Annotated in this window: 16 protein-coding genes and 4 pseudogenes; 8 read left to right on the top strand and 12 right to left on the bottom strand. The window is 69.8% G+C overall.

The window, feature by feature from the left end; all coding sequences use genetic code 11:
• Positions 1-22: 22 nt before the first annotated feature.
• The 3 genes and pseudogenes from ACH4EW_RS28715 to ACH4EW_RS28705 all read right to left on the bottom strand — a co-directional run bounded on the left by ACH4EW_RS28715 (position 23) and on the right by ACH4EW_RS28705 (position 1005).
• On the bottom strand, positions 23-373 hold the full coding sequence (locus ACH4EW_RS28715) for a DUF6879 family protein (protein ID WP_398261884.1): 351 nt from the start codon (positions 371-373) through the stop codon (positions 23-25).
• A gap of 168 nt (positions 374-541) precedes the next feature.
• Positions 542-703: pseudogene (locus ACH4EW_RS28710) on the bottom strand (IS110 family transposase); the annotation flags it as partial.
• Between the two features lie 167 nt (positions 704-870).
• A complete protein-coding gene (locus ACH4EW_RS28705) occupies positions 871-1005 on the bottom strand; it encodes a hypothetical protein (RefSeq protein ID WP_398261817.1) in 135 nt (44 codons plus the stop codon).
• Positions 1006-1102: 97 nt separating this feature from the next.
• On the opposite strand from ACH4EW_RS28705, the gene ACH4EW_RS28700 reads away from it, so the two are divergent.
• Positions 1103-1624: a hypothetical protein gene (locus ACH4EW_RS28700; protein ID WP_398261815.1), complete on the top strand. Its 522-nt coding sequence runs from the start codon at positions 1103-1105 to the stop codon at positions 1622-1624.
• Between the two features lie 948 nt (positions 1625-2572).
• Positions 2573-2882, top strand: a pseudogene (locus ACH4EW_RS28695) (hypothetical protein).
• Between the two features lie 246 nt (positions 2883-3128).
• Here the strand turns inward: ACH4EW_RS28695 and ACH4EW_RS28690 are convergent.
• Positions 3129-3785, bottom strand: coding sequence for a histidine phosphatase family protein (locus ACH4EW_RS28690; RefSeq protein ID WP_398261813.1), 657 nt, complete (start codon positions 3783-3785; stop codon positions 3129-3131).
• A gap of 30 nt (positions 3786-3815) precedes the next feature.
• On the bottom strand, positions 3816-4568 hold the full coding sequence (locus ACH4EW_RS28685; RefSeq protein WP_398261811.1) for an SDR family NAD(P)-dependent oxidoreductase: 753 nt from the start codon (positions 4566-4568) through the stop codon (positions 3816-3818).
• Between the two features lie 171 nt (positions 4569-4739).
• Here ACH4EW_RS28685 and ACH4EW_RS28680 point away from each other — a divergent pair, with 171 nt between their 5' ends.
• The 5 genes from ACH4EW_RS28680 (at position 4740) to ACH4EW_RS28660 (ending at position 14465) form a co-directional block, all read left to right on the top strand.
• The gene (locus ACH4EW_RS28680) at positions 4740-6056 is read left to right on the top strand and encodes an aspartate aminotransferase family protein (RefSeq protein WP_398261809.1); all 1317 of its coding nucleotides are present in this window, start codon (positions 4740-4742) and stop codon (positions 6054-6056) included.
• On the top strand, positions 6053-7510 hold the full coding sequence (locus tag ACH4EW_RS28675) for a class I adenylate-forming enzyme family protein (protein WP_398261807.1): 1458 nt from the start codon (positions 6053-6055) through the stop codon (positions 7508-7510). The genes ACH4EW_RS28680 and ACH4EW_RS28675 overlap by 4 nt, the downstream gene beginning before the upstream one ends.
• Before the next feature lie 12 nt (positions 7511-7522).
• Positions 7523-8584, top strand: coding sequence for a ketoacyl-ACP synthase III family protein (locus ACH4EW_RS28670; protein ID WP_398261805.1), 1062 nt, complete (start codon positions 7523-7525; stop codon positions 8582-8584).
• Positions 8581-13869: a beta-ketoacyl synthase N-terminal-like domain-containing protein gene (locus ACH4EW_RS28665; protein ID WP_398261803.1), complete on the top strand. Its 5289-nt coding sequence runs from the start codon at positions 8581-8583 to the stop codon at positions 13867-13869. The genes ACH4EW_RS28670 and ACH4EW_RS28665 overlap by 4 nt, the downstream gene beginning before the upstream one ends.
• Before the next feature lie 194 nt (positions 13870-14063).
• Positions 14064-14465, top strand: coding sequence for an S-adenosylmethionine decarboxylase family protein (locus ACH4EW_RS28660; RefSeq protein WP_398261801.1), 402 nt, complete (start codon positions 14064-14066; stop codon positions 14463-14465).
• Positions 14466-14825: 360 nt separating this feature from the next.
• On the opposite strand, the pseudogene ACH4EW_RS28655 reads toward ACH4EW_RS28660, so the two are convergent.
• From ACH4EW_RS28655 to ACH4EW_RS28635, 5 genes and pseudogenes are all read right to left on the bottom strand, one after another.
• Positions 14826-15020: pseudogene (locus ACH4EW_RS28655) on the bottom strand (hypothetical protein); the annotation flags it as partial.
• Complete coding sequence (locus ACH4EW_RS28650; RefSeq protein WP_398261799.1) at positions 15017-15286, bottom strand: acyl carrier protein; 270 nt, start codon at positions 15284-15286, stop codon at positions 15017-15019. The pseudogene ACH4EW_RS28655 and the gene ACH4EW_RS28650, both read right to left, overlap by 4 nt.
• Positions 15283-16392, bottom strand: a complete 1110-nt coding sequence (locus tag ACH4EW_RS28645) for an HAD-IIIC family phosphatase (RefSeq protein WP_398261797.1) — start codon at positions 16390-16392, stop codon at positions 15283-15285. Before ACH4EW_RS28645 ends, ACH4EW_RS28650 begins: the two co-directional genes overlap by 4 nt.
• Positions 16389-16874 (bottom strand): GNAT family N-acetyltransferase, encoded by a 486-nt coding sequence (locus ACH4EW_RS28640; RefSeq protein ID WP_398261795.1) that lies wholly within the window; start codon positions 16872-16874, stop codon positions 16389-16391. The genes ACH4EW_RS28645 and ACH4EW_RS28640 overlap by 4 nt, the downstream gene beginning before the upstream one ends.
• A gap of 57 nt (positions 16875-16931) precedes the next feature.
• Positions 16932-18134 (bottom strand): bis-aminopropyl spermidine synthase family protein, encoded by a 1203-nt coding sequence (locus tag ACH4EW_RS28635; protein ID WP_398261793.1) that lies wholly within the window; start codon positions 18132-18134, stop codon positions 16932-16934.
• A gap of 67 nt (positions 18135-18201) precedes the next feature.
• Here ACH4EW_RS28635 and ACH4EW_RS28630 point away from each other — a divergent pair, with 67 nt between their 5' ends.
• Complete coding sequence (locus ACH4EW_RS28630; RefSeq protein WP_398261791.1) at positions 18202-18969, top strand: alpha/beta fold hydrolase; 768 nt, start codon at positions 18202-18204, stop codon at positions 18967-18969.
• Positions 18970-18981: 12 nt separating this feature from the next.
• Here the strand turns inward: ACH4EW_RS28630 and ACH4EW_RS28625 are convergent, their stop codons facing one another.
• Both ACH4EW_RS28625 and ACH4EW_RS28620 read right to left on the bottom strand, forming a co-directional pair.
• Complete coding sequence (locus ACH4EW_RS28625) at positions 18982-19938, bottom strand: Gfo/Idh/MocA family protein (protein WP_398261789.1); 957 nt, start codon at positions 19936-19938, stop codon at positions 18982-18984.
• 3 nt (positions 19939-19941) lie between these two features.
• Positions 19942-20794 (bottom strand): annotated as a pseudogene (locus tag ACH4EW_RS28620) (radical SAM protein); the annotation flags it as partial.

Here is a 20794-nt window from a genome sequence, read left to right as displayed (position 1 = left end):
CGAAACAGCCATGGGTACGCGGTCAGGCGGGCCGGTACTCCGCGTGAGGAATCGCCTGCTCCCACGCCGCCTCGTACGCACTGACGTACCGCCCGGCCAATACCGGATCGTGCACGACCTCCATGCCCGGCCCGGTCCACCGCCCCTCGCCGCTGAAGTGGTGCAGGATCACGGTTTCCTCGTCCATGACCCATCCGTCCAGCGCGGGGAGCAGCAGATCACGCGCCCGCGAGCGGGGGAGCCACCGAACGTCCTCGCCGGCTGCGACGTTGGTGAAGGTGCCGTTGCACTCGTACCGGACATAGTCGCTGAGCGGCTCGGAGACCACCCGCAGGCGGCGCATGACGACACCCCGGCCGGTCGTCTCGGCCACGACCGCCACCACGACTCGCGGTCCGATAGATGCAGGACAGGGATGTGGGCAGCACTGGGTGCCCGGTGGCCGTGGGGTCACCGGTTGTCCGGGGCTGCCAGTCAGGCTGCGTCCTCCCTCGGGTTGAGGGTGACGGTGTAGCCGGGCTGATTGAGCTGGTTGACCGCGCTTGTTGCGGAGCCTGCGCTTGTCCATCTCCGCGAGGGTCTGCGGGTTGCGTTCCCCGTCGATGAGGGCTTCGAGCATGGACCGGCCGGAAACGCCCATGATGTCGGCGGCGACCGCGGCGAGTTTGATCCCGGTGTCCTCCAGCAGCTTCTCCAGCCGCCTGGAGACACCCCGCCGCCCCGGTGACCGCCGCCGGCATCCCCAACCCTGACGAAGGCGCGCCTGCGACCTGGGCGACCTGACACGCGCGACCAAGCACGGCAATGGCCCGTACTCCCCCGCGAACACGCGGGGGAGTACGGGTCTTTTCTATTTTTGGTGGCCCAGGGTCAGGCTGGCTGGTGCTCCGACTGGCTCAGCTCTTGCAGCAGTGCGTGGTATTCCTCGGGGTGCTGGTCGCGCAGCGCTGCCATCCAAAGGCGTGCGCCCTGGACGCAGCCGTCGGTGGTCATCTTCTGGTGCAAGTGTTGCCACCAAGCTGGCTGTCGCCGCCCACTCAAGAAACGGGATGGATACGCGATTTGCCTCCGTGAGCCACGGGTATCGCGGGAGGATGCGTTCATGACGTCGTTACATGAACCGGTGATGGAACTGGTGCGGGCTTCCCTTGACCCCTCTGCGGAGCGTGCGCGCACACGCCAGGAATCGCCCGTGTGCCAGGTAGTCATTCGGGCTGCGGAGTCCGATCTCGCGTCCGGCGGGATGGAAAAGGTCATCCAGCTCGCCATCGGGACGGGCATGGCGGCAGCCGGCCTGACGGCCTGGCTCGCCCAGGAACGCGGCCTGCAGACAGATGAGATGGTCGCCAAACTTGAGCAGGCCCGGCCTCAGGGAAGAAGCCTGCAGGGGCCTGTCCTTGAGATGCTGAAGTCGCTACTGACCGGGCCACCCGGGATGCAGCAGACAGCCGAATTCATGGTCACCCTGTTTCACCACGACGAGGAAGCCTTCTACGACCTCATCGTCGACCTGGGCAGCTACACGGCCGTCTGCATCGACATGCTGAACGCGCTGGAAATCAGCAGCGTGGAAAAGATACTTGAGGATCTGGAGGACATGCTGGTCACGTTCTTCGCCAAGTGACTGGCCAGGAAGGCGCTCGCTCCGCCCGGGGCAGGCACCGCCGTGGAGGACCGGCCGGGCGGGGCGATTGATCCGGGGAGGCATGCAGATCAGCCAACCACCCGATGTCACGGACCTCGATCGCTCCGGCGTGTGGCATGTACTGGATCCAGCAACGCCGCCCGAATGCCTCCCGGATCTCCTCCACGGAGCCGGGGTCGCGGACATCGGGCCAGGCCCGCGGATCCATTCGCGCGACCTCCACGAGTGCCATCGGTGTGGGCCCGGGTGCGCCCGGTGGTCGACGTCGCCCTGGCGGCCGTCGACACCGTCGCCGTGGTGTACGTGATGCGCGGCGCGTTCAAGCGCCACCACCTGCTCGCCGAAGCCCGACGCCACCTCGCCTACGCCCTGCGCGGCCGACCCCACCAGCCCGGCCTGGACGCACAGATCGTGCAGACGGTCGTCGACGACTACACCCGCCCGGCCGGCCGGCGGATGATGACCGCCGACCTCCGCGCGCTCTACCCGCACGACACCGAGGACCAGGCCGTGCTGCGCCCCCTGACCCGCAACCGGTCCGCGTCCCCGTACGAGCGGGCCCGCCTCGCCGCCAGAGCGCTGACCGCCCGGGTCCACGCGGTGCGCCGCTCGGACCGCCTGAGCTCCCGGACCCGGCCGCACACCGTCGCCGTGCCCGCCGCACCGAGGCCCCGCCCGCGACCGTCCCGAACAGGCCGGAAAAGCGAGCCGCGGCCAGGAGCAGACGACCGACGTCGCCGCATTGGAGCAGACCCGCCGCACGTTCGAGGCCGCCGCCAAGATGGCCGCCAAGCTCCAGGACGGCGTCCGGGATCGCGCCGTGGCCCACGGCCCCCGACCACAGCCCGCCCCGGCGACGGACCCGCCGCCGCACGCCCAGCAGCCCGGCGCCCAGCACGCGCCGGGCCGGACCACAGGAGGATTCGCGTGAGCACCCCGGAAGAAGAACCGAGCATCGAGGACGCCATCGCCCGCGCCCGCGCAGCTGCCCAGGAGTTGGCCGCCGCGCTCGATGAGCCTCCGCCGTGGGAGCCGGTCCGGAAGCGGCCCCGAAAGCCGAAGTCGAAAGCAGAGAAGAAGCGGGAGCTGCGCAAGCAGCGACGGCGGCTCCAGGACGCCAGTCGCCGTCGCTTTGCCGCCGGACAGTCCCGTCGGCCCCGCTTCCGGCAGAACCGCATCGGCAGCGCAGCCGCGCGCCCTGTCCCGGGTGCGGCACTCCACCGCCTGGCTGTGGTGACGATGCCAGGCATCGTCCACCCAGTGGACTGCACGATGTCCTGCATCCGGTGCACGATGCCCAGCATCGGGTGGACTCCACTCGGTGGAATCCACCCGATGGGCTCCACTCCGGTGCGCATCGGCTGACGGTGGGCTCCACTCTCGTGCGCACCCGGTGCGCCGCCCTCGGTGTCCCGCACCGCACTATGCGGGAACGCTCATGTCCAAGGTTGTCACCGTACCGGCCTCTTCTCAGTCAGCTCCGTCATTCAACCCCGTCGATATGTTTTGCATCGTCAAATCGAAGCATTGTCCACTCGGATCCGTCGTGGGCGAGTTCATTGATTGATGTCGCCGTCGGCGTCGAGTCCGTGAATAACACCGGCGGGAGGGCTTCCAGCAGTGCGGACATCACCGCGACGATGAAACCTGCGTGACACACCACGAGGACGGTCTCCCCACGGTGACGCGACACCAGGTCCGTCATGACGCGGCCGGCCCGGAGCCGGAACTGACTCCAGCTCTCCCCGTCGGGAGCGAACGGCCGTTCGGGATGGGCGAGCATGTCGAATGCCCCGTGGACGCGCTCGTATGTGGCGATGGGCAGGCCGTCGGCCACCCCGAAGTCCATCTCCCGCACCTCCGTCTCGATGGCCGGTGCGCCGAGGTTCAGGCCGTTCGCCAGAACATCGGCCGTCTCGCGGGCTCTGCGAACCGGGCTGGTGAGCAGGGCGTTCAGCGGCAGTTGTTCGGCTTCGAGCCGTGCCGTGAGCAGGGCTGCCTGTGTGCGGCCCAGTTCCGTGAGACCGGCACACGTGCGGGAACCCGCGATCAGTTTTTGCACGCTGGCATGCGATTGCGCATGCCGCACCAGCAATACACGAGTGGCGGAGCTGTTTTCCTGTTTATGTATCATTCGCATGGTGATCCCTGGATCAGTCTTCGCATGGTTTCAATTGAGATCCCAACCGCCGTCCACGGTCAGACTCTGACCCGTGATGAAACCGGCTTCGGGTGAAGTGAGAAACGCTACGGCCGCGGCAACGTCTTCCGGACGGCCATGCCGTTTGAGGCATTGCCGGGAGAATTCCCGTTCCCGCCAGGACGGGTAATCCGGGTGAGACCTCTGATCGGTACTCAGCTCGATCGACCCTGGTCGCACCGAGTTCACTGTAATTCCGTGCGGGCCGAGTTCGCGGGCAAGAGCACGGACGAATGCCTCCAGGCCGCCTTTCGCCGCGATGTACGGGGCGAGTTCCACGCGTCCGATCCGCGTGAGCACTGTGGACACGGCGACGATCCGACCCGTCCCACGCGCCACCAGGTGGGGTGTGGCTGCACGCGCACAGGCAATATGCGCCAGGAGGTTGACGTTCACGGCCGAGCACACGTCGTCCCACTCGGTCTCCTGCCATGGCGCGTACATGTACGCCCCGGCATTACACACGAGGACGTCCAGTCTCTCGCCGCAGGAGGCCATGGCTTCCTCGAGGCGGTCCATGGTTTTCTGCTGTGTGAGATCCCCCACCACCATGGTGAGGACGTCCGCACCGGCCGCCGACACCCGGTCAGCAGTGCCGGAGAGTCCGGAATCTCGGGTCAGATGGGTAAGTATCAAGTCGTGAGTGGCGGCAAGCCGTATCGCGATGGCGGCCCCGAGGCCCGATCCCGCGCCTGTGACGACGGCGACGCTCCGGGAAGGCATCACATTCCCTCTCTACTAAGAGATCTGAGTATCGGCCGATCGTGCCACCCAAGACGGGCCAAGCACCCCAATGATCCAGCCATTCCCGCAGGGTTCACTGTCGGGCACGAGAGTTCTGGAGCATCCTGTGGTGCCAGGTCAGGCGGACGAATCCAGAGGTTCTCAATGGACGTGGACAGCGAACACCGGACGAATGCCGAGTGCCTTGAGGGCATCAAGGAGGTCGTCGCGGGTGGCGTCAGCAGCAGCATGCGCGCCGCGGCCGTTCCCCAACCCCTCGTCGTGCAGCGCGCCAACGGCTGCCTGGTCTGGGATGTCGAAGACAGCGAGTTAGTCGATTTCAACATGGGTTACGGTCCCCATGTCTTCGGTTACGCCGACCGTGACCTCGCCGAGGCTGTGGCCGACCAGTTCACGAAGGGCCATATGACCGGTCTGCCGCACGAACTGGACGCCGTGGCCGGATCCCTCATCGCCGAACTGGTGCCCGGTGTAGAGCAGGTCAGGTTCGCCAATTCCGGTACCGAGGCGGTCACCTCCGCGCTGCGGCTCGCCCGTGCCACTACGGGCCGCCAGCTGGTCGTCACCTTCGAGGGGCACTACCACGGCTGGAGCGAGACCATCCTGCGCGCGGGCAAGACCACGCTTCAGGTACAGGGCACCCGGCCGACGGACGTCGTTCCCGGGGCGCCGGGAATGATCCCCGGGGCCCTCGAGCACACCGCGCAGGTGCCGTGGAACGACCCCGAGGCCATCAAGGAGCTCTTCGCACGGGACGGGGCCCGAATAGCGGCGGTCATCCTGGAGCCGGTTCTGGCCAATGCCGGTGTGATACCCCCGGCGCCGGGCTTCCTCCAGCTCCTGCGCGACCTGACCTCGCGCAGCGGCTCGATGCTGATCTTCGACGAGGTCATCACCGGTTTCCGGGTCGCCCGAGGGGGCGCGCAGGAACGCTACGGCGTCGAACCCGACCTCACGGTGCTGTCCAAGGTCATGGGCGGGGGGTTCCCCGTCGCCGCCGTCGGCGGACGGAAGACGGCGATGCGGCTGTTCGCCACGAACGAGGCGCACCACGCCGGCGTCTACGCCGGAAACCACGGGTCCCTCCGCGCGGTCGTCACCATGCTGACCAAGATCCGTGCGCAGCGCGGCCTCTACGACGAGCTCGAAGGCATCGGCGCCGCCACGGAGAACATGGTGCGCGAGGTCTTTGCCACCGAGAAGCGGCCGGTGCACATCAGCCGCGTCGGCACCCTGATGTGCGTGGCCCTGCTCAAGAAGCCGCTGGAAAGGAGCGACACGCTGCGCGACCTCGCCGAGGCCTTCAACTTCTCCCAGCACCGCCGGTTCCAGATCCTGGCCCAGAGGGAAGGCGTGTACTTCCACCCCAACGCGCTGGAGCCGTGGTTCCTGAGCACCGCGCACACCCAGTCCGTCCTCGACAAGACGGCAGGGGCACTGCAGCGCGCGCTGGTCAGCCTCGGATGACCCACGCGCGTGAGGCGCTGCTCTCCCTTCTGCACGACCAGTGCGCCCGCCTGGGGGATACGCTGTTGATCAGCGACGACTCCGGGGCGACCAGCGCGCGGCAGCTGCTCGAAGGCGTCGATGCCAAGGCCCGTGCCTGGCGTGCGGCGGGTGTCGGGCCGGGCGTCCTGGTGGGAACCATTGCCTGGCCTGCGGCCGAGTTCGTCAGCGATGTGTTCGCGATCATCTCCACGGGGGCAGTCGCCGTACCGCTCTCGCGCCAGCTGACCCCGTGGGAGCTGCGGCGGATCCAGGAACGCTGCGCGCTCGACTTCCTCTCGGCCGCCCACGAGTCGCCGCTGGCCCTTCCGGTCACGACCGCGTCCTGCGGCGCACGGACGCTGAGCCGTGCCCTGGCAACCGGTCGGGAAGCAGCGCGGGGCCAGGCATTCGACGAGGCGGCCACGGCACAGATCACCTCGGGAACCACCGGGTACCCCCGGGTCGCGTTGCGCTCCGCCTCCGCCCTGATGGCCGAGGGGGAGCACTACCGCACGGCCCTGGGCCTTGGACCGGAGAGCCGACTGCTCTGTCCCGTACCCCTGCAGCACGCGTACGGCTTCGGACTGTGCGCCCTCGCCGCCCCCCTGGCGGGCGCCCCCGTCCGCTTTCTGAAGCCTGGCAAACCCCGCATGCTGCTGCGTGAGCTCGCCGCCGGTGACGTGACGCTCTTCGTCGGTGTGCCCCCCATGCTGCGGCTGCTTGCCAAGGCCGCCCGCACCGCCCCGCACGAGGGCCTTACGGCCGGGTTCCTGTCCGCCGGTATGGCTCTTGACGCGCACACCACCGAACTGGTCGAGACCAGGCTCGGCGGCCACACCGGCCAGGTCTACGGGACCACCGAGACCGGGCCGATCTGTGTGAGCGCCCCCGCCCCGCGACGGCCGGGCATGCTGGGGCCGGGCGCGCCCCTGCCCGGGGTGGACGTCCGGCTTGCCCCGGTCCCGGGGGCCGACGGCGACAGCGGTTCCCTGGCGGGGACAGGGCTTGTGACCGTCACGTCCCCTTCGATGATGCTCGGTTACGCCGAGGCGGAGACCGTCGACGCGACCTCGCTGTCCGGCGGATTCACCACGGGCGACCTGGCCCGGTGGGAATCATCGGAGCTCGTCCTCGCCGGGCGCCTGTCCACGAGCATCAACGTCGCGGGCGCCAAGGTCAGCCCCGAGGAGATCGAAACCGTCCTGCTCGCCTTCCCGGCCGTCGCCTCCTGTTTGGTGACTGGTGTGGACGACCCGCTCCTCGGACAGCGGATCAGCGCGACGGTGACACCCGGCACGGTCGACCTCGACAAACTGAGCCGCTTCTGCCGGGAGCAGCTGTCGCCGTCCCGGGTTCCCCATGTATTCGCCGCCGTGGCGGAGTTGCCGACCACCGAGACTGGGAAGGTCATCAGGCCCCGGACCGGTCAGTAAGGAAGCGAGAGAGTGAAAACAGAGAACATCTTCCTAGCCGGGACCGGGGCGCACATCCCGCCCAGGGTGAGTGTGGCCGAGGCAGTCCGGCGCGGCTTGTACGACAAGGAGCGGATGGAGTCCTGCGGATGGCAGAACATCGCCGTCTCCGACGGCGTCTCCGCGCCGGACATGGCGGTGGCGGCCGTCCGGCAGGCGGTGGGCCGCTCGGGGCTCGGCCGGGAGGACGTCGACATCCTCGTCCACTCCTGTGCCTACCACCAGGGCCCTGACGGCTGGTCGGCGCCGCACTACATCCTGCGCTCCACCCTTGGCACCCCGATCCCGGCTCTGACAGTGGAGCAGGGGTGCAACGCGTTCCTCGCCGCCCTCGAGATGGCCGCCGGGTACCTGCTGTGCGCGCCGTCCCGGACCGGCGCCGTGGTGAGCAGCGCGGACAACTTCGGCGCCCCCTCGGTCGACCGCTGGCACGCCCACCGTGACGCGGTGCTCGCCGACGCGGCCGCGGCGGTCGTGCTGTCGAAGCGGTCCGGCTGGGCCGCGCTGCGCTCCGTCGAGTCGGTGTCGCTCCCTCAGTTCGAGATCCTCAACCGCGGGCACGCACCGATCTTCCCGCCCGCGCTGACCACCGGACGGAAGCTCGACATGAACGAGCATCTGGAGGCGATGGTCGAGGAGCTGGGCCCGAAGGCGTCCGAGATCGGTCAGGATTACGCCGCCAGCGGGTCGAAGCTGATCGAGCAGGTCACGGGCGAGGCGGGTATCGACGTGGCGGACCTGTCGAAGGTGCTCCACCTCGGGGCGGGCACCGCGGACTTCCTGGACAGCCACCTGCGGCCGATGGGTCTGGACGCGTCCCTTGGCGCCGTCGACTTCTTCCGCGACGTGGGCCACGCCGGCGCCGCCGACGTCGGGCTGCAGCTCAACCACCTCGTCGAGGACGGGCAGGTGAGCCCCGGGGACCACCTCCTGATGCTGAGCGCCGGACCCGGAATCATGATCACCGCGGCAGTCGTCACGGTGCTTGAGGCCCCCTCTTGGCGCGCGGTGGGCACTGAGGGGAGCCAGGCATGACGAGCTCGGGAGCCCCCACCTTGGGGCCGGACACCGCCGGGCCCGGGACCGCCGGGCTCGAGGAACCCATCGCCGTCGTCGGGCTGAGCTGCCGGTTTCCCGGTGACGCCGACTCCCCCGAAGCCTTCTGGGACCTCCTGGTCCAGGGCCGGGACGGCATCGGGGACGGGGCGGAGCGCTGGGCGCCGTACGCGGAGACCGGGCACAATCACGCGGCCGTCCTGCGGAACACCACCTCCCGCGGCGGCTTCCTCACGGACATCGCCGGTTTCGACGCGGAGTTCTTCGGCATCTCGCCGCGCGAGGCCGAGCTGATGGACCCGCAGCAGCGGCTGCTGCTTGAGCTGGCGTGGGAAGCCCTGGAACACGCGGGCGTCCCTCCGCTCAGTCTGGGCGGCAGCAACTGCGGTGTCTTCGTGGGCGTCGGCTCGGACGATTACGGGCGCCGACTGCTCGAGGACCTGGACCGGATCGAGCCTTGGACCGGTATCGGCGCGGCCCTGTGTGCCACCGCGAACCGCATCTCCCACAGTCTCGACCTGCGCGGCCCCAGCCTCGCCGTGGACACCGCGTGCTCCGCCTCTCTGGTCGGCGTCCACCTGGCCTGCCGGAGCCTGCTCTCCGGGGAGTCCGACGTGGCCCTGGCCGCAGGCGTGAACCTCATGGTCGCGCCCGGCCTCTCGGTGACTCTGGACCGTGCAGGCGCCACCTCACCGGACGGCCGCAGCAAGCCGTTCGACGCCTCGGCGGACGGCTACGGTCGGGGCGAGGGGGCGGGCGTGCTCGTCCTCAAGCGCCTGTCGGACGCCGAGCGGGCGGGAGACCGCGTCCTTGCGGTGATCCGCGGCAGCGGGGTGAGCCAGGACGGGCGTACCGAGGGCATCATGGCGCCCAACGGCGAAGCGCAGGCGGACCTGCTGCGCAGGACGTACGAGCGGTGCTGCATCGCCCCGGGCACCGTCGACTACGTGGAGGCACACGGCACCGGGACCGTGGCGGGCGATCCGCTGGAGATCGGTGCGCTCGCCGCGGTCTTCGGCGCGGACCGCCCGGCGGACAGCCCCTGCCTCATAGGCTCGGTGAAGGGCAACATCGGGCACCTGGAAGCCGGTTCGGGGATCGCAGGGATGATCAAGACGATCCTGGCGCTCGTGCACGAGGAGATCCCGCCCAGCGTGCACTTCTCCACCCCCAACCCGCGTATCCGCTGGGCGGAGTCACGACTCCGGGTGACCACGGAACGCACGCCATGGCCCCGTGGGGAGCGGCCCCGTCGGGCCGGTGTCTCCAGCTTCGGCTATGGCGGCACCATCGGGCACGTTGTCCTGGAGGAGGCACCGGCACGTCCCGAGCCTCCGGCCGCGCCCGGGGACGGCGCGGCCCTGCCCCGCCTGTTCCCGCTCTCCGGCCGGTCCGAGGCGACCGTCCGGGAGGACGCGGCCAGGCTCGCCGACTGGCTGAGCGGACCGGGCGCGGGTGTCTCGCTCGCAGCGCTCGCGCAGGACCTCGGGGCCCGGCGCAGCCACCTGGACCGCCGTGCCGCCGTCGTCGCCGCCGACCACGCGGAGCTGGAGAGCGGGCTGCGCCGCGTCGCCGCGGGGGACACGGCACCCGGCCTCACCGAGGGCACGGTGGCGGACGAGGGCCAGGACACAGCGGTGTGGGTCTTCTCCGGAACCGGCGCCCAGTGGGCGGGCATGGGCCGCGAACTGCTGGCCACGGACCCCGTCTTCGCCAAGGTGATCGACGAGATCGGGCCGGTCTTCGCCAAGGAGACCGGCACGACGGCCCGGCAGATGATCGAGGACGGCGACGTCACCCACATCGACATCGCCCAGGCGATGATCTACGCGGTCCAGATGGGCCTCGTCGCCGTCTGGCGGTCGCTCGGGGCGGAGCCCGCGGCCGTCATCGGCCACTCGATGGGGGAGATCGCGGCCGCAGCGGTGGCCGGAATTCTGTCGCTTGAGGACGGCGCCCGGCTGGTGTGCCGCCGCAGCGTTCTGCTGCGCCGGGTGGCCGGAGCCGGCGGCATGCTGATGATCGGCCTGCCCGCCGACGAGGCCGCCGCCCGGCTGACCGGCGCCGACGGCGTGGTGCCCGCGGTCCTCGCCTCACCCACGACGACAGTGGTGGCCGGGGCGGTGGCGGAGATCGACGCCCTCGCCAAGGAGCTGGCGGCGGACCCGGACGTGCTGGTGCGCCGGGTCGACAGTGACGTGGCCTTCCACAGCCCGCAGATGGAGCCCCTGTTGAAGGAGCTCGCCGAGGCCGCGGCCGACCTCACCATTCACGCGCCCCGTATCCCCGTCTACAGCACCGCGCTGGAGGACCCGCGTGACGCGGCCCTGCGCGACGGCGCCTACTGGGCCACCAATCTGCGCAGCCCGGTACGGCTGTCCGGCGCCGTGGCCGCCGCGGCCGAGGACGGGTTCAGAACCTTCCTGGAGGTGTCGGCCCACCCGGTGGTCGGGCACTCCCTCCAGGAGACGCTGGACACGGTCGGCGCCAAGGGGCACTGTGTCGTCGGCTCCCTGCGCCGGAACACCGGGGAGCGGGAGCAGCTCCTTGCGAACGCAGGGGTGCTGTACTGCCACGGAGCCGCCCTCGACTGGGCCTCGGCCCCGGGTGCGGAGCCCCTGTCGCTCCCGGCCCGAAGCTGGCGGCGCCAGCGGTACTGGCGTGACCTGCCGGTCCGCAGGGCCGACCGCGGACGGCACGACACGACGAGCCGTACCGTGCTGGGGCCGCGGACCACCCTGGCGGGGAACACGCCGCTGGACGTCTGGCGTACCCGCGTCGACATGGAGTCCCGGCCGTATCCGGGCAGCCACGCCATCCACGGCGTGGAGATCATCCCGGCGGCCGTCGTCCTTCAGACGTTCCTGGACGCGGTGGGGCGGGGCGAAGGGCCGTACGGCCTCTCCGACGTGTCGTTCGACCTGCCGCTGACCCTGGCCACGGCCCGGGACATCGACGTGATCGCGCAGGACGGCGTGGTCCGCCTGCTGTCCAGGACCGCCGACCCGGACGCGGGCGGCCCGGACACGGACGGGCCGCAGTGGCTGACCCACGCGGTGGCCTCCGTGTACGGCGCATCCGGCGCGCCCTCGCCGCCGTCCCTTCCGGCCGCCGAAGCCGGAGAGGGTACACAGCTCCCCCTGGACCGGATCCACGCCGACCTCGCCTCGGTCGGCGTGCCGGCCATGGCCTTCCCCTGGCGCGTGGAACGCCTGGAGCGCGTCCCGGAGGGGCTGCGCGCGGACATCGTCGCGCCCGACGAGCGGGCCCTTGGCGCGACGACCTGGGCGCCGCTGTTCGACGCTGCGCTGTCCATGGCGGCCGTCGCCTTCCCCGGACCCGCCGTGCTGCGGGTGGTGGCCGGGGCCGGCCACGTGTGGACCACAGGCGAGCCCCCGGCCCGCGCCCGCATCGAGGCGCGCGTCGAGGGCCCGGTCGCCGACGCCCACGGCACGGTGCATGTGCGGATCGCCGCTGAGGACGGGCGGACCGTGGCCGTGCTCGCCGGGGTGCGATACGCGGGTGCGGAGGTCGAGACGCGTCCCGGCACACCCGGAGATCTGCTGTTCCGGATGGACTGGAAGCCGCTGTCCCTTGAGGGTGCTGACGCCCCCCGCCCGCCCCGATCCCTGGTGCTGATCGGCGCGGACGGCGAACTGACGGCAGAACTCCGGGCCATGGCCAAGGACCTTGGGCTCTTCTGCCTTGCGACGGAGAATCCGGACGGTCTCGGAGCCTTGCGCGACCAGGTGACCGGGCCTGTGGACGTGCTCGTGCTGCCGCTGACAGAGCAGTCTGGGCAGGAGGCCGGGGACCGGGCCGTACGGGAAGCGTGGCTGCTCGCGCAGGCTGCGCAGCGGCTCGGCACATGGCCGCTCGGTATGGCGAGGCTCTGGTCGCTGACCTCCGGTGTCCGCGAGGCGGCCTGCCTTGAGGCCGTGGCCCAGGCGGCCCGGTGGGGTCTTGGCCGGGTCATCGGCGGAGAGCACCCCGAACTGTGGGGCGGCACGCTCGACCTCGCTCGGTGGCATACGAGGGACGACCTTGCCGCCGCGCTTGCCGTCATCGCCGCGAACCCGGGCGAGGACGTCGTCGCGGTCCGCGAGGGCGGGGCCTTGGCGAACCGGCTGGTCCGCTCCGGTACGGGCGCGGACCAGGACCCGCTGCGGTGCAGGCCGGACGGCACGTATCTCGTCACGGGCGGCCTGGGCAGTCTGGGCGGCGACATCGCCCGTTGGCTGGTGGAGCGGGGGGCGCGTCGCCTCGTGCTCGCCGGGCGGGGTGCGCTGCCGCCCCGGTCTCAGTGGGACGCCGTCACCGACGCGGTCCAGGCGCATCGTATCGAGACCGTCCGAGGGCTCGAAGCCCTCGGGGCGACCGTACGGGTGCTGTCTGTCGACCTGTCCGACGCCGAGGCGGCGGCAGCAGCCCTGACCCCGGACGCGCTGGGCATGCCCCCGATCCGTGGGGTCGTGCACGCCGCAGGCGTACTGGAGGACCAGCTCGTCGACCGGCTCGACGCCGACTCCCTGGCGGCGGTGATGCGGCCGAAGGCCGGTGGCGCACTGACGTTGCACCGGCTCTTCCCACCGGGAACTCTCGATTTCCTGGTCCACTTCTCGTCGTGCGGGCATTTCCTGGGCCTGACCGGCCAGGCCGCCTACGCGTCCGCCAATGCGTTCCTCGACGCCATGGCCGCGTACGACCACACCCTCGGTGCCGTCGGCAGCATGAGCCTGGCGTGGACGTCCTGGCGGGGCATGGGCATGGCGGCCAACGCAGCCGTGAACGCCGAGCTCCAGGCCCATGGTGTCGGGGACATCACGCCACCCGAGGCCTTCGGCGCCTGGGAACAAGCCGGTCGGGTCGGCGTCGCCTCTCTTGCGGTGCTGCGCACGGTGCCGCTCCCGGACGGCGCGCGCCGAACGGGTCTGCTGCGCGACCTCGCCGACGAAACGGCGGCGTCAGGGCAGCAGGGGATGACGACCGACTTCCGGAATCTCGGCGAGCTGTCCGAGGACGAGCTCCGGACGCTGCTGCACGAGCAGACGGTGTCGGTCGTCGTCAGTGAGATGAAGCTGGATCCGGCAGAGCTCGACCCGGACCGGTCGCTGTTGAAAATGGGTCTGGACTCCGTGATGGCGATCGTTCTGCGCCGCCGGCTGGAACGGCTCCTGGAGCGCAAGCTCCCGGCCAATCTGGTCTGGCATCAGCAGACGGTCTCGGCCATCGTGGACTACCTCGTGACCAGTACGCGCTCCTGAGCGACAGCAGGGGCGGGTTCCGGTCAGCCGGGTCGTCGATGTGCAGCTGTTCAGCAGGGTCAGGCTGGTCGGCCGGTGGAGGCCGGTGATGACTGGGCTGACGGGGTGTCTGATCCCGCTGAACAGCTACGTCGACGTGGACAGCCGGATTTTTTGATGTGCCAACTTGTATGAGCAGTCTGTAAGCTGACGAGGTGACCATAGAGCAAAGCGCGGCAGTGAACAGTCCCTCGAACGACGTCATTGAGATCGTGGAAGGCGAGCTCTGTTCTTATGCCGTCGAAGTCTGGGTCAAGGACGTAAGCATCCTGACGGACGAAGAAGCACTCCTGTCGATTCTCCGCCGTGCGGCCACCGCGGGTAAGGCCACGGTGCTCGACGAGTCATCCCACGTCTTTCCCAACGGCGCCGTCACCGGGATGTTGCTGCTGTCCGCCTCCCACCTCACCGTCCACACCTGGCCCGAGTTCAACCTCGCCAATATCGACCTGCTGGCCTACGGGCGGCTCAACGGCGAGCTGATGATCGCCGAGATCGAGAAGTCTCTCGGCCCCGAGCGCATCAATATCTCCCGCCTGCACCGGTCGGTTCGCTGACGCCTGTTCCGGCCTGAGCAGTACGGCCACGGCCCAGGCCCGGTCGCCGTCCGCCTGCACCCGGACCCATGCACGTTCATCGCCTGCCCGAGCAAGCAGACCGTCGACGCCGGACGCCATCCGTTCGAGCCGAATACGCCAGAACATCCGCGCCACAGGCTCCTCGCACGCCGAGAACGCCTTGAACGCGGCCTCCTTGGCGACGAAGAGCCGCCTCAGTGTGGGTTCGTCGGCGGGTACCCAGAGGTTCTCGCGTTCATCCTCCCGCAGCAGGATACGGTGCAGGCGCTCCTGCACCGTATCCGTCTCCAGGTCGACGCCGATGCCCCGGGCCTCTTCGGCGCGGCATACGGCGGCAATCGCCAGGTGCGACGTGTGGGCGATCGAACCGGCGAACCCGGCCGGAAACTTGGGCACCCCGTCGGGGCGCCGCCCCACCTCCACCTCCGTACTCCCGGCCCGCCGCAGAGCGCCCGCCGCAGCCACCCGCCCGGCCCTGTGCTGCTCGCGGGGGCCGTGGGGGGCGGCGACGTCGGCGGTGACGAGGTGGATCACGTGCGCTGGGCGACGAAATCGCGAAGCGACGCGATGGACTCCAGCGCGTCCAGGTTGAGGTCCTCCGCAGCGATGTCCACGCCGAACCGTTCGTGCACCCGGCTGATGAGCCGCAGACCCGCCAGCGAGTTCAGGGACACTTCGGCGCCGAACAGCCGCGTGTCGGCGGGCAGCCGGGCGAGGGTCTGCCCCTCCGCTCCGATCGCCTCGGCGATCAACTCCCGGAGCACCCGCTCCAGTTCCCCATGTGTTTCGGCGGACGTCATGACTCTACTTCGACCTCAATCTCGATCCATGCGGGAGCGACGGGCAGCGGACCGTCCACAGGCCGACGGGTGAACGTGACCTGCTGGCCCCCGCTGCTCCGGGGTGCCTGTCCGGGGGCTGGTCCAGGCGCCGGTTCGGCACGGAACCCGAACTGTCTCAGCAGCAGCCGCAGTTCCAGATTGGCCTCGCCGATCCGCACCGGCGTCCGCACGAGGTCGGCGCCCGCCGTGCGGGCCTGGTCGAGGAGCCAGCGCAGGAATGCCTCGGATACCCCGCGGCCTGCCACCCGGCAGGACAGCGTGAACAGCTGGACGTCCCACCCGTCCGGCAGGTCCGGGGCGGACAGTGCGGTGACGGCTGTCCCGACCAAGCCGTAGTCGCCGAACCGGTCGGACAGCTCCACCACGGGCACGAACCAGCGCGGGTCGTCGATCAGTGACCTGACCCGCTCAAGGTCCAGCGCGATGCCGCTGGAGTTGAGCCGATGCGTACGCGCGGCCAACTCGGCGATCCGCCTGGCATCGCCCTGCCGCGCGGGGAACACCCGCACGCGCATGCCGCACCACCGCAGGAAGTCCTCCCGCGAGCCGGCGAAGGACCCTTCGGCCTCTTTGCGCTGCTCCTCCGCGCGGTAGCGGTCGACCCGGTCCAGGCTCTCCGCGGTCATCCGTGACGGGTCGAGGGCGGGCAGGTCGAGCAGCGCACCGGCCTCTTCCGGGGCGAGCGTGATGACGTGCGGCAAGGCGGAACTCACCTCGGCGCGTTCATACGGACTGTCATCGACCAAGACCATCGAGGCAAGGCCGATGCCCAGCTCCTCGGCAATCCTGCGCAGGGACTCGCTCTTGTCCTGCCACGCAACCTGCGGTGCGAAGAACCGTCCCGCCAGCTCCGGGTCGGCCCGCAGCAGGGCGAGGACCGAGGGGTCGGAGCGGCTGGCGATGCTGTTGAGCACGCCGCGGCTGGCCAGACGGTCGATCAGGTCGAGGACCTCGAGCTTCGCGGCCGGCAGGGTGTTGTCCCGGGACTCGACCGCGATGCCGTCCCACAATGTGTTGTCGAGATCCCAGACCACGCACTTGACCAGCGATTCCTGCCCGATCATGACCGGGATCCCACCCCGCGCAGCCGCATGGTCAGATGGGTCGCCTCGAAGCCGAACTTGCGATAGAGCATCCGCATACGCACGTTCTGCACGTACACCTTGCCCACGACCTCCTCGACGCCCTGTGACCGCACGTATTCCAGGCCCCTGTGGAGCAGCAGCTCCCCGATCAGCGTGCGCTCGGGTACGTCCGCTACCGCCAGGGACCGGAAGTTGGCGTAGCGCTGGCCGCTCATGGGGTTGGTGTTCACCGTGATCCAGACCCAGCCGTCGGTCGGCCGGTCGCCGCGGCACGCCACGAACATCCCGTCCCGGGACCGGGCCATCGCCTTGGACAGCCTTTTCTCGTGCACGGCCACGGCCGTGATGGCGTCCTCAGCGAAGGAGATCTTCGCGATCTCCACCTCGAATTCGGCCAATCGTGAGATGTCGCTCTCTTGGGCCGAGCGGACCGTGAAACTACTGGCGGAGTCATCATGCATGATGGGCTTGATTGTAGCTGCGGGCCGATGTGCCGGATTGAATGGATCGGCGTCGCCTCAGCGACCGTTCTCCTCCTCGACGAGGGTGCCGGGACGGAACCGCCGCTCCCCGCACTTCGGGCAGCCGGCCTCCTGCAGGGCGGTCACCGAACTCCAGGGCGCCTCGAACCCCACCTCGAACCGTTCGTCACAGTTCATACAGCGGTATGCCCGACGCCGGCGCCGCTTCTCGCGGGTGTAGAGCGGACCGTCGTACGTGTCGGTCACGGTCAGGCCGGTGGTGTTGGTGGTCAGCAGATGCTGGAAGAACCCCGTCCCGCCGAGGATTCCGCTGCCTTCGTACTCGTTGAAGTTGCGGATCATGGAGTGGGTGACGAGGCCCAGGTCGATGATCTCCCGCTGAACGTCCAGCATGTCGTTCGGGCCCTTGGCTCCGAAGGAGAAGAAGATGCTGCGCGCCGGGCCGTCGTCGAGCGCCTCCACGGCCCTGGAGAGAAACAGGCGCGCGCCTTCGGCGGTGTACGGCGGGTCGGTCATGGCCGCGTCGAACTGGCCTCGCAGCCGCTGCGGCAGAGGCCGTCGCAGGTCGTGCTGGGTGAGGTCGACGGGCAGGTCCAGATCGGTCGCCGTGTCCGCGATGAAGTCGAGGAAGTCCTCGGAGATGTCGACCACGGCCAGCCGTGAGGTGAGCGGAATCCCCAGAGCGCGCCCGACGACGCCGATCGCGAGCGAGACCAGGTCGTCGTCCCCGATTAACACCAGGGAGCTGCCGGGCAGTAGGCCCGCGTCGATCAGCGCAAGGATCCTGCGCACCTTGGTCTCGGCCGTGCAGTGCGACTGGTCCAGGGAGAGGTCGGCCACGGGACCGGCCGCCATGATCTCCCGCAGCTCCTCCACCGCGCCGGCCAGCTCCGGGGGGATCACGATCTCGTTACCGTCACAGGAGCGGCACACCGACGACAGGTCGAGCCCCATGCCGAGGGTGTCGGACAAAGATCTGCCCTCCGGGGTGAGTGAGGACGGACGCTCCTTGGTCAGTAGCCCCCGCTTGCGGAACTCGCCGGCGACGGCGGCCACGAGCGGCACGGGCAGGGAGGTCGCCCTGCTCACATCCTTCACCGCGGGGCTGCCGAGGCGGCGGAAGGCGGCGATAACGGACCGGACTCCGGCCGCGCCCTCCTGCAGACCCACCGCGTCGGCGATGTCCGCGAGGGTGGTCCCGGGAACCTGGCGCTGCCGTGATGTCGTCTTGCTGACCATGTGAAGTCCATTCATTCCCGTGCAGCGGAAGTCACCTGCATCCTATGGCCATTGATAGCATCGCTGCGTGCTGCATGATGCGTACGAGACAGGTCAGAAGCGTGCGAACGAGGGCCCGTTGACGCTGAGATGCCGGATATCCGGTGATCCGGCGGGGAGAGCGACGGTTCTGCTGCACGCGCTGGGGAACACGGGACGGAGCTGGGACCGGCTCGTATCCGCGCTGAGACCACAGGAACGCCGACTGTACGTACCGGACCTTCGCGGGCACGGGCAGAGTCCCCGGGCCGACGCGTACACCTTCGAGCTGATGTACCGGGACGTGATGTTCCTGATCGACGGTCACCGTCTGGACACCGTCGACCTGGTGGGGCACTCCATGGGCGGTCATGTCGCCTGGCTCATCGCCCAGCGCCATCCCTCCCGGGTCCGCAAGCTGGTGATCGAGGACACACCTCCACCCCCGCGGGACGCGGCCGCGGAGGCGGAGCTGCGGGAGCGGTCACGGCAGGCCGACAGCCAGCGACCCGTTATCTCCCTGTACCGGGAGTTCCGCGAGCTGCGCAGGGCGGGAGAGCTGGACGGCATGGCGGTGCGCCCGATCATCGACGGCCTCAGGAAGGCGGATCCGGGGTGGTGGCAGCGGCTCGGGGAGGTCACCGCCGAGACGCTGGTGATCAGTGGCGGGCTGTCCAGCCCCGTTCCCCGGTCCCTGCTGGCCGAGGTCGCCGAGGCGGTGCCGCAGGGGCGACTCCTCGCCATCGACGCGGGCCACTACGTGCATCGCACCGAACCTGAGCGCTTCTGCACCGAAGTGGCCCGCTTCCTCGGATGACCCCCTGTGTCCCTACGCCAGAGGAGCGGCCACGCCCCTGGCGCACCCGTAGGCGGACTCCACCACGAGCTGCACCTCCAGGGCCTCCTGGGCACTGACCTTTCCGTGCGGGGTGGCGGCACCCGTCACCGTGTCGAAGTACGCCGAGATCGCGGCGAGCTCTGGTCCCTGCCCGGCCTCCTCGACCGTGCCGTTCGCCCGGCGCAGCTCGTTGCGGCGCAGATCAAGGACGTGGTCACCGTCCGCGGTGGTGACGGTGACCGATGTCTCCAGTCGGCGCGCGGCCCGGTCGATCCGCAACGTCGCCGGTACGCCCTGGAACGACATGTCCACCCGGACCCGCTGCTCGAGATCCGGCGTGTCCACCTCGCATGCCTCGACGACCGGCGGGCCGAAGACTGCCATGAGCAGGTCGATGGCGTGCGGTCCCAGGTCCAGAAGGGCCCCGCCGCCGGCCCGCCGCGCGTCGTCGTACCAGGGGGTGCAAGCCCGCCACACCCGGTTGCCGGGGGTGGCGAAGGAGAACTCGACGCGCTGCGCGCCGGAGCGTACCAAGTCGGCGAACGGCTTCAGCAGCGGGTGGAAGCGGAAGGGCATGTTCACGCCCAGCAGCTTCTCGGCGGCCGGGTGGGCCACCATCCGCCGCGCCTCCTCCACCGTGGCGGCGAGGGGCTTCTCGCAGAGCACCGCGATGCCGGCGTCAAGCGCCGCCAGGACCGGCTCCGCGTGGGCGTCGTTGGGCGTACAGACGCTGATCAGGTCCGGGCGCGTCTCCTGGATGAGCCGGTCGACAGAGGTACCGGTCCATACCTGTGGACGGTCCGCCATCAGCTCCCGGGCGCGCTCGATGTCGCTGTCCACCAGACCCACAAGGTCCATGGCGTCCCGGGCATCGGCGCAGGGCAGGTGGTAGCGCTGGAACACCCTTCCGGCGCCCACGGCCGCGAATCGGATCCGCTTGCTGGTCATCGGTCAGCCCCTCACCCGTGCGAGGGCGTGCTCACCGCACGCCTTCGCCGTCTCGACGACGAAGTCCGGGAACGTGTGGCCGAGGTGTTCTCGGTCGTACGCGGTGATCATGGCGCGCAGTTCGGTCTCCAGCCGGTCGGCGAGTTGGGGCGGGTTCTCGTCCGCGAGCAGCAGCCCCGTGTTGAGGAAGGCCACGAGCAGCTCGTCGAGCCCGTGGTCCCAACGGCGCAGCCGGCCAAGCAAGGGGCGCAGGGACTTGGCGCCGGTGCCGCGCCCGGCACGGACAGCGTCCGTGATGCTCTGCGCCAGGAACGGAGCCTCGTTCTCCTTGCGGTCGTTGATCTCCGAGGACACCCTGCTCCAGGCCGTCCACAGGTGTTCCACGCGCTCGTCCTCGACGTAGTAGTCACGGCGGGCCTGCCGCAGCACCTCCCCGGCAGCGCCCTCCACCCCGGCGATGTCGGGCTCCTCGTACCGCGTGGCCTTGTCGTAGATCTCGGTGCCGCGGAGCGCGATGGCCCTGTTGATCAGGAAGAACGGGTTCTCGCTCTCGTGCACCCGGGAGGCCACGATGAACTCCAGGTTCTCCCAGAGTTCGTCGACCGTCGTGCCGGGCTCGATCATGATCCAGCCGGGTTCGAGCTCGATGCCCTCCTGCTTGAACATGCGGGCGGCATCGAAGTTGTACTCCACCGTGGTTCCCTTGCGGAACCGCTTCATCATGCCGGGCGACCCGGTCTCCATGCCAAGGAGCGCCAGGTCCATGCCGGCGCGGCGCAGGGTGCGCAGGGCCTCCCGGTCGATGAGGCCGGTGTCGACGCGGAACTCGCAATGGAAGTTGATCTTCAGGTCGCGG

This window comes from Streptomyces sp. NPDC018000 (assembly GCF_044328025.1).
In the GTDB taxonomy this organism is placed as follows: Bacteria; Actinomycetota; Actinomycetes; order Streptomycetales; family Streptomycetaceae; genus Streptomyces.
The sequence above is the reverse complement of the archived record's forward strand: the minus strand, read 5'-3'. Positions and strand labels throughout refer to the sequence as shown.

Coding starts and splice junctions, on each gene's coding strand:
- ACH4EW_RS28635 (WP_398261793.1), bottom strand. CDS start 18,134: ATGGTCAGCAAGACGACATCACGGCAGCGCCAGGTTCCCGGGACCACC.
- ACH4EW_RS28675 (WP_398261807.1), top strand. CDS start 6,053: ATGACCCACGCGCGTGAGGCGCTGCTCTCCCTTCTGCACGACCAGTGC.
- ACH4EW_RS28700 (WP_398261815.1), top strand. CDS start 1,103: ATGACGTCGTTACATGAACCGGTGATGGAACTGGTGCGGGCTTCCCTT.
- ACH4EW_RS28685 (WP_398261811.1), bottom strand. CDS start 4,568: ATGCCTTCCCGGAGCGTCGCCGTCGTCACAGGCGCGGGATCGGGCCTC.
- ACH4EW_RS28640 (WP_398261795.1), bottom strand. CDS start 16,874: ATGCATGATGACTCCGCCAGTAGTTTCACGGTCCGCTCGGCCCAAGAG.
- ACH4EW_RS28690 (WP_398261813.1), bottom strand. CDS start 3,785: ATGCGAATGATACATAAACAGGAAAACAGCTCCGCCACTCGTGTATTG.
- ACH4EW_RS28625 (WP_398261789.1), bottom strand. CDS start 19,938: ATGACCAGCAAGCGGATCCGATTCGCGGCCGTGGGCGCCGGAAGGGTG.
- ACH4EW_RS28645 (WP_398261797.1), bottom strand. CDS start 16,392: ATGATCGGGCAGGAATCGCTGGTCAAGTGCGTGGTCTGGGATCTCGAC.
- ACH4EW_RS28650 (WP_398261799.1), bottom strand. CDS start 15,286: ATGACGTCCGCCGAAACACATGGGGAACTGGAGCGGGTGCTCCGGGAG.
- ACH4EW_RS28665 (WP_398261803.1), top strand. CDS start 8,581: ATGACGAGCTCGGGAGCCCCCACCTTGGGGCCGGACACCGCCGGGCCC.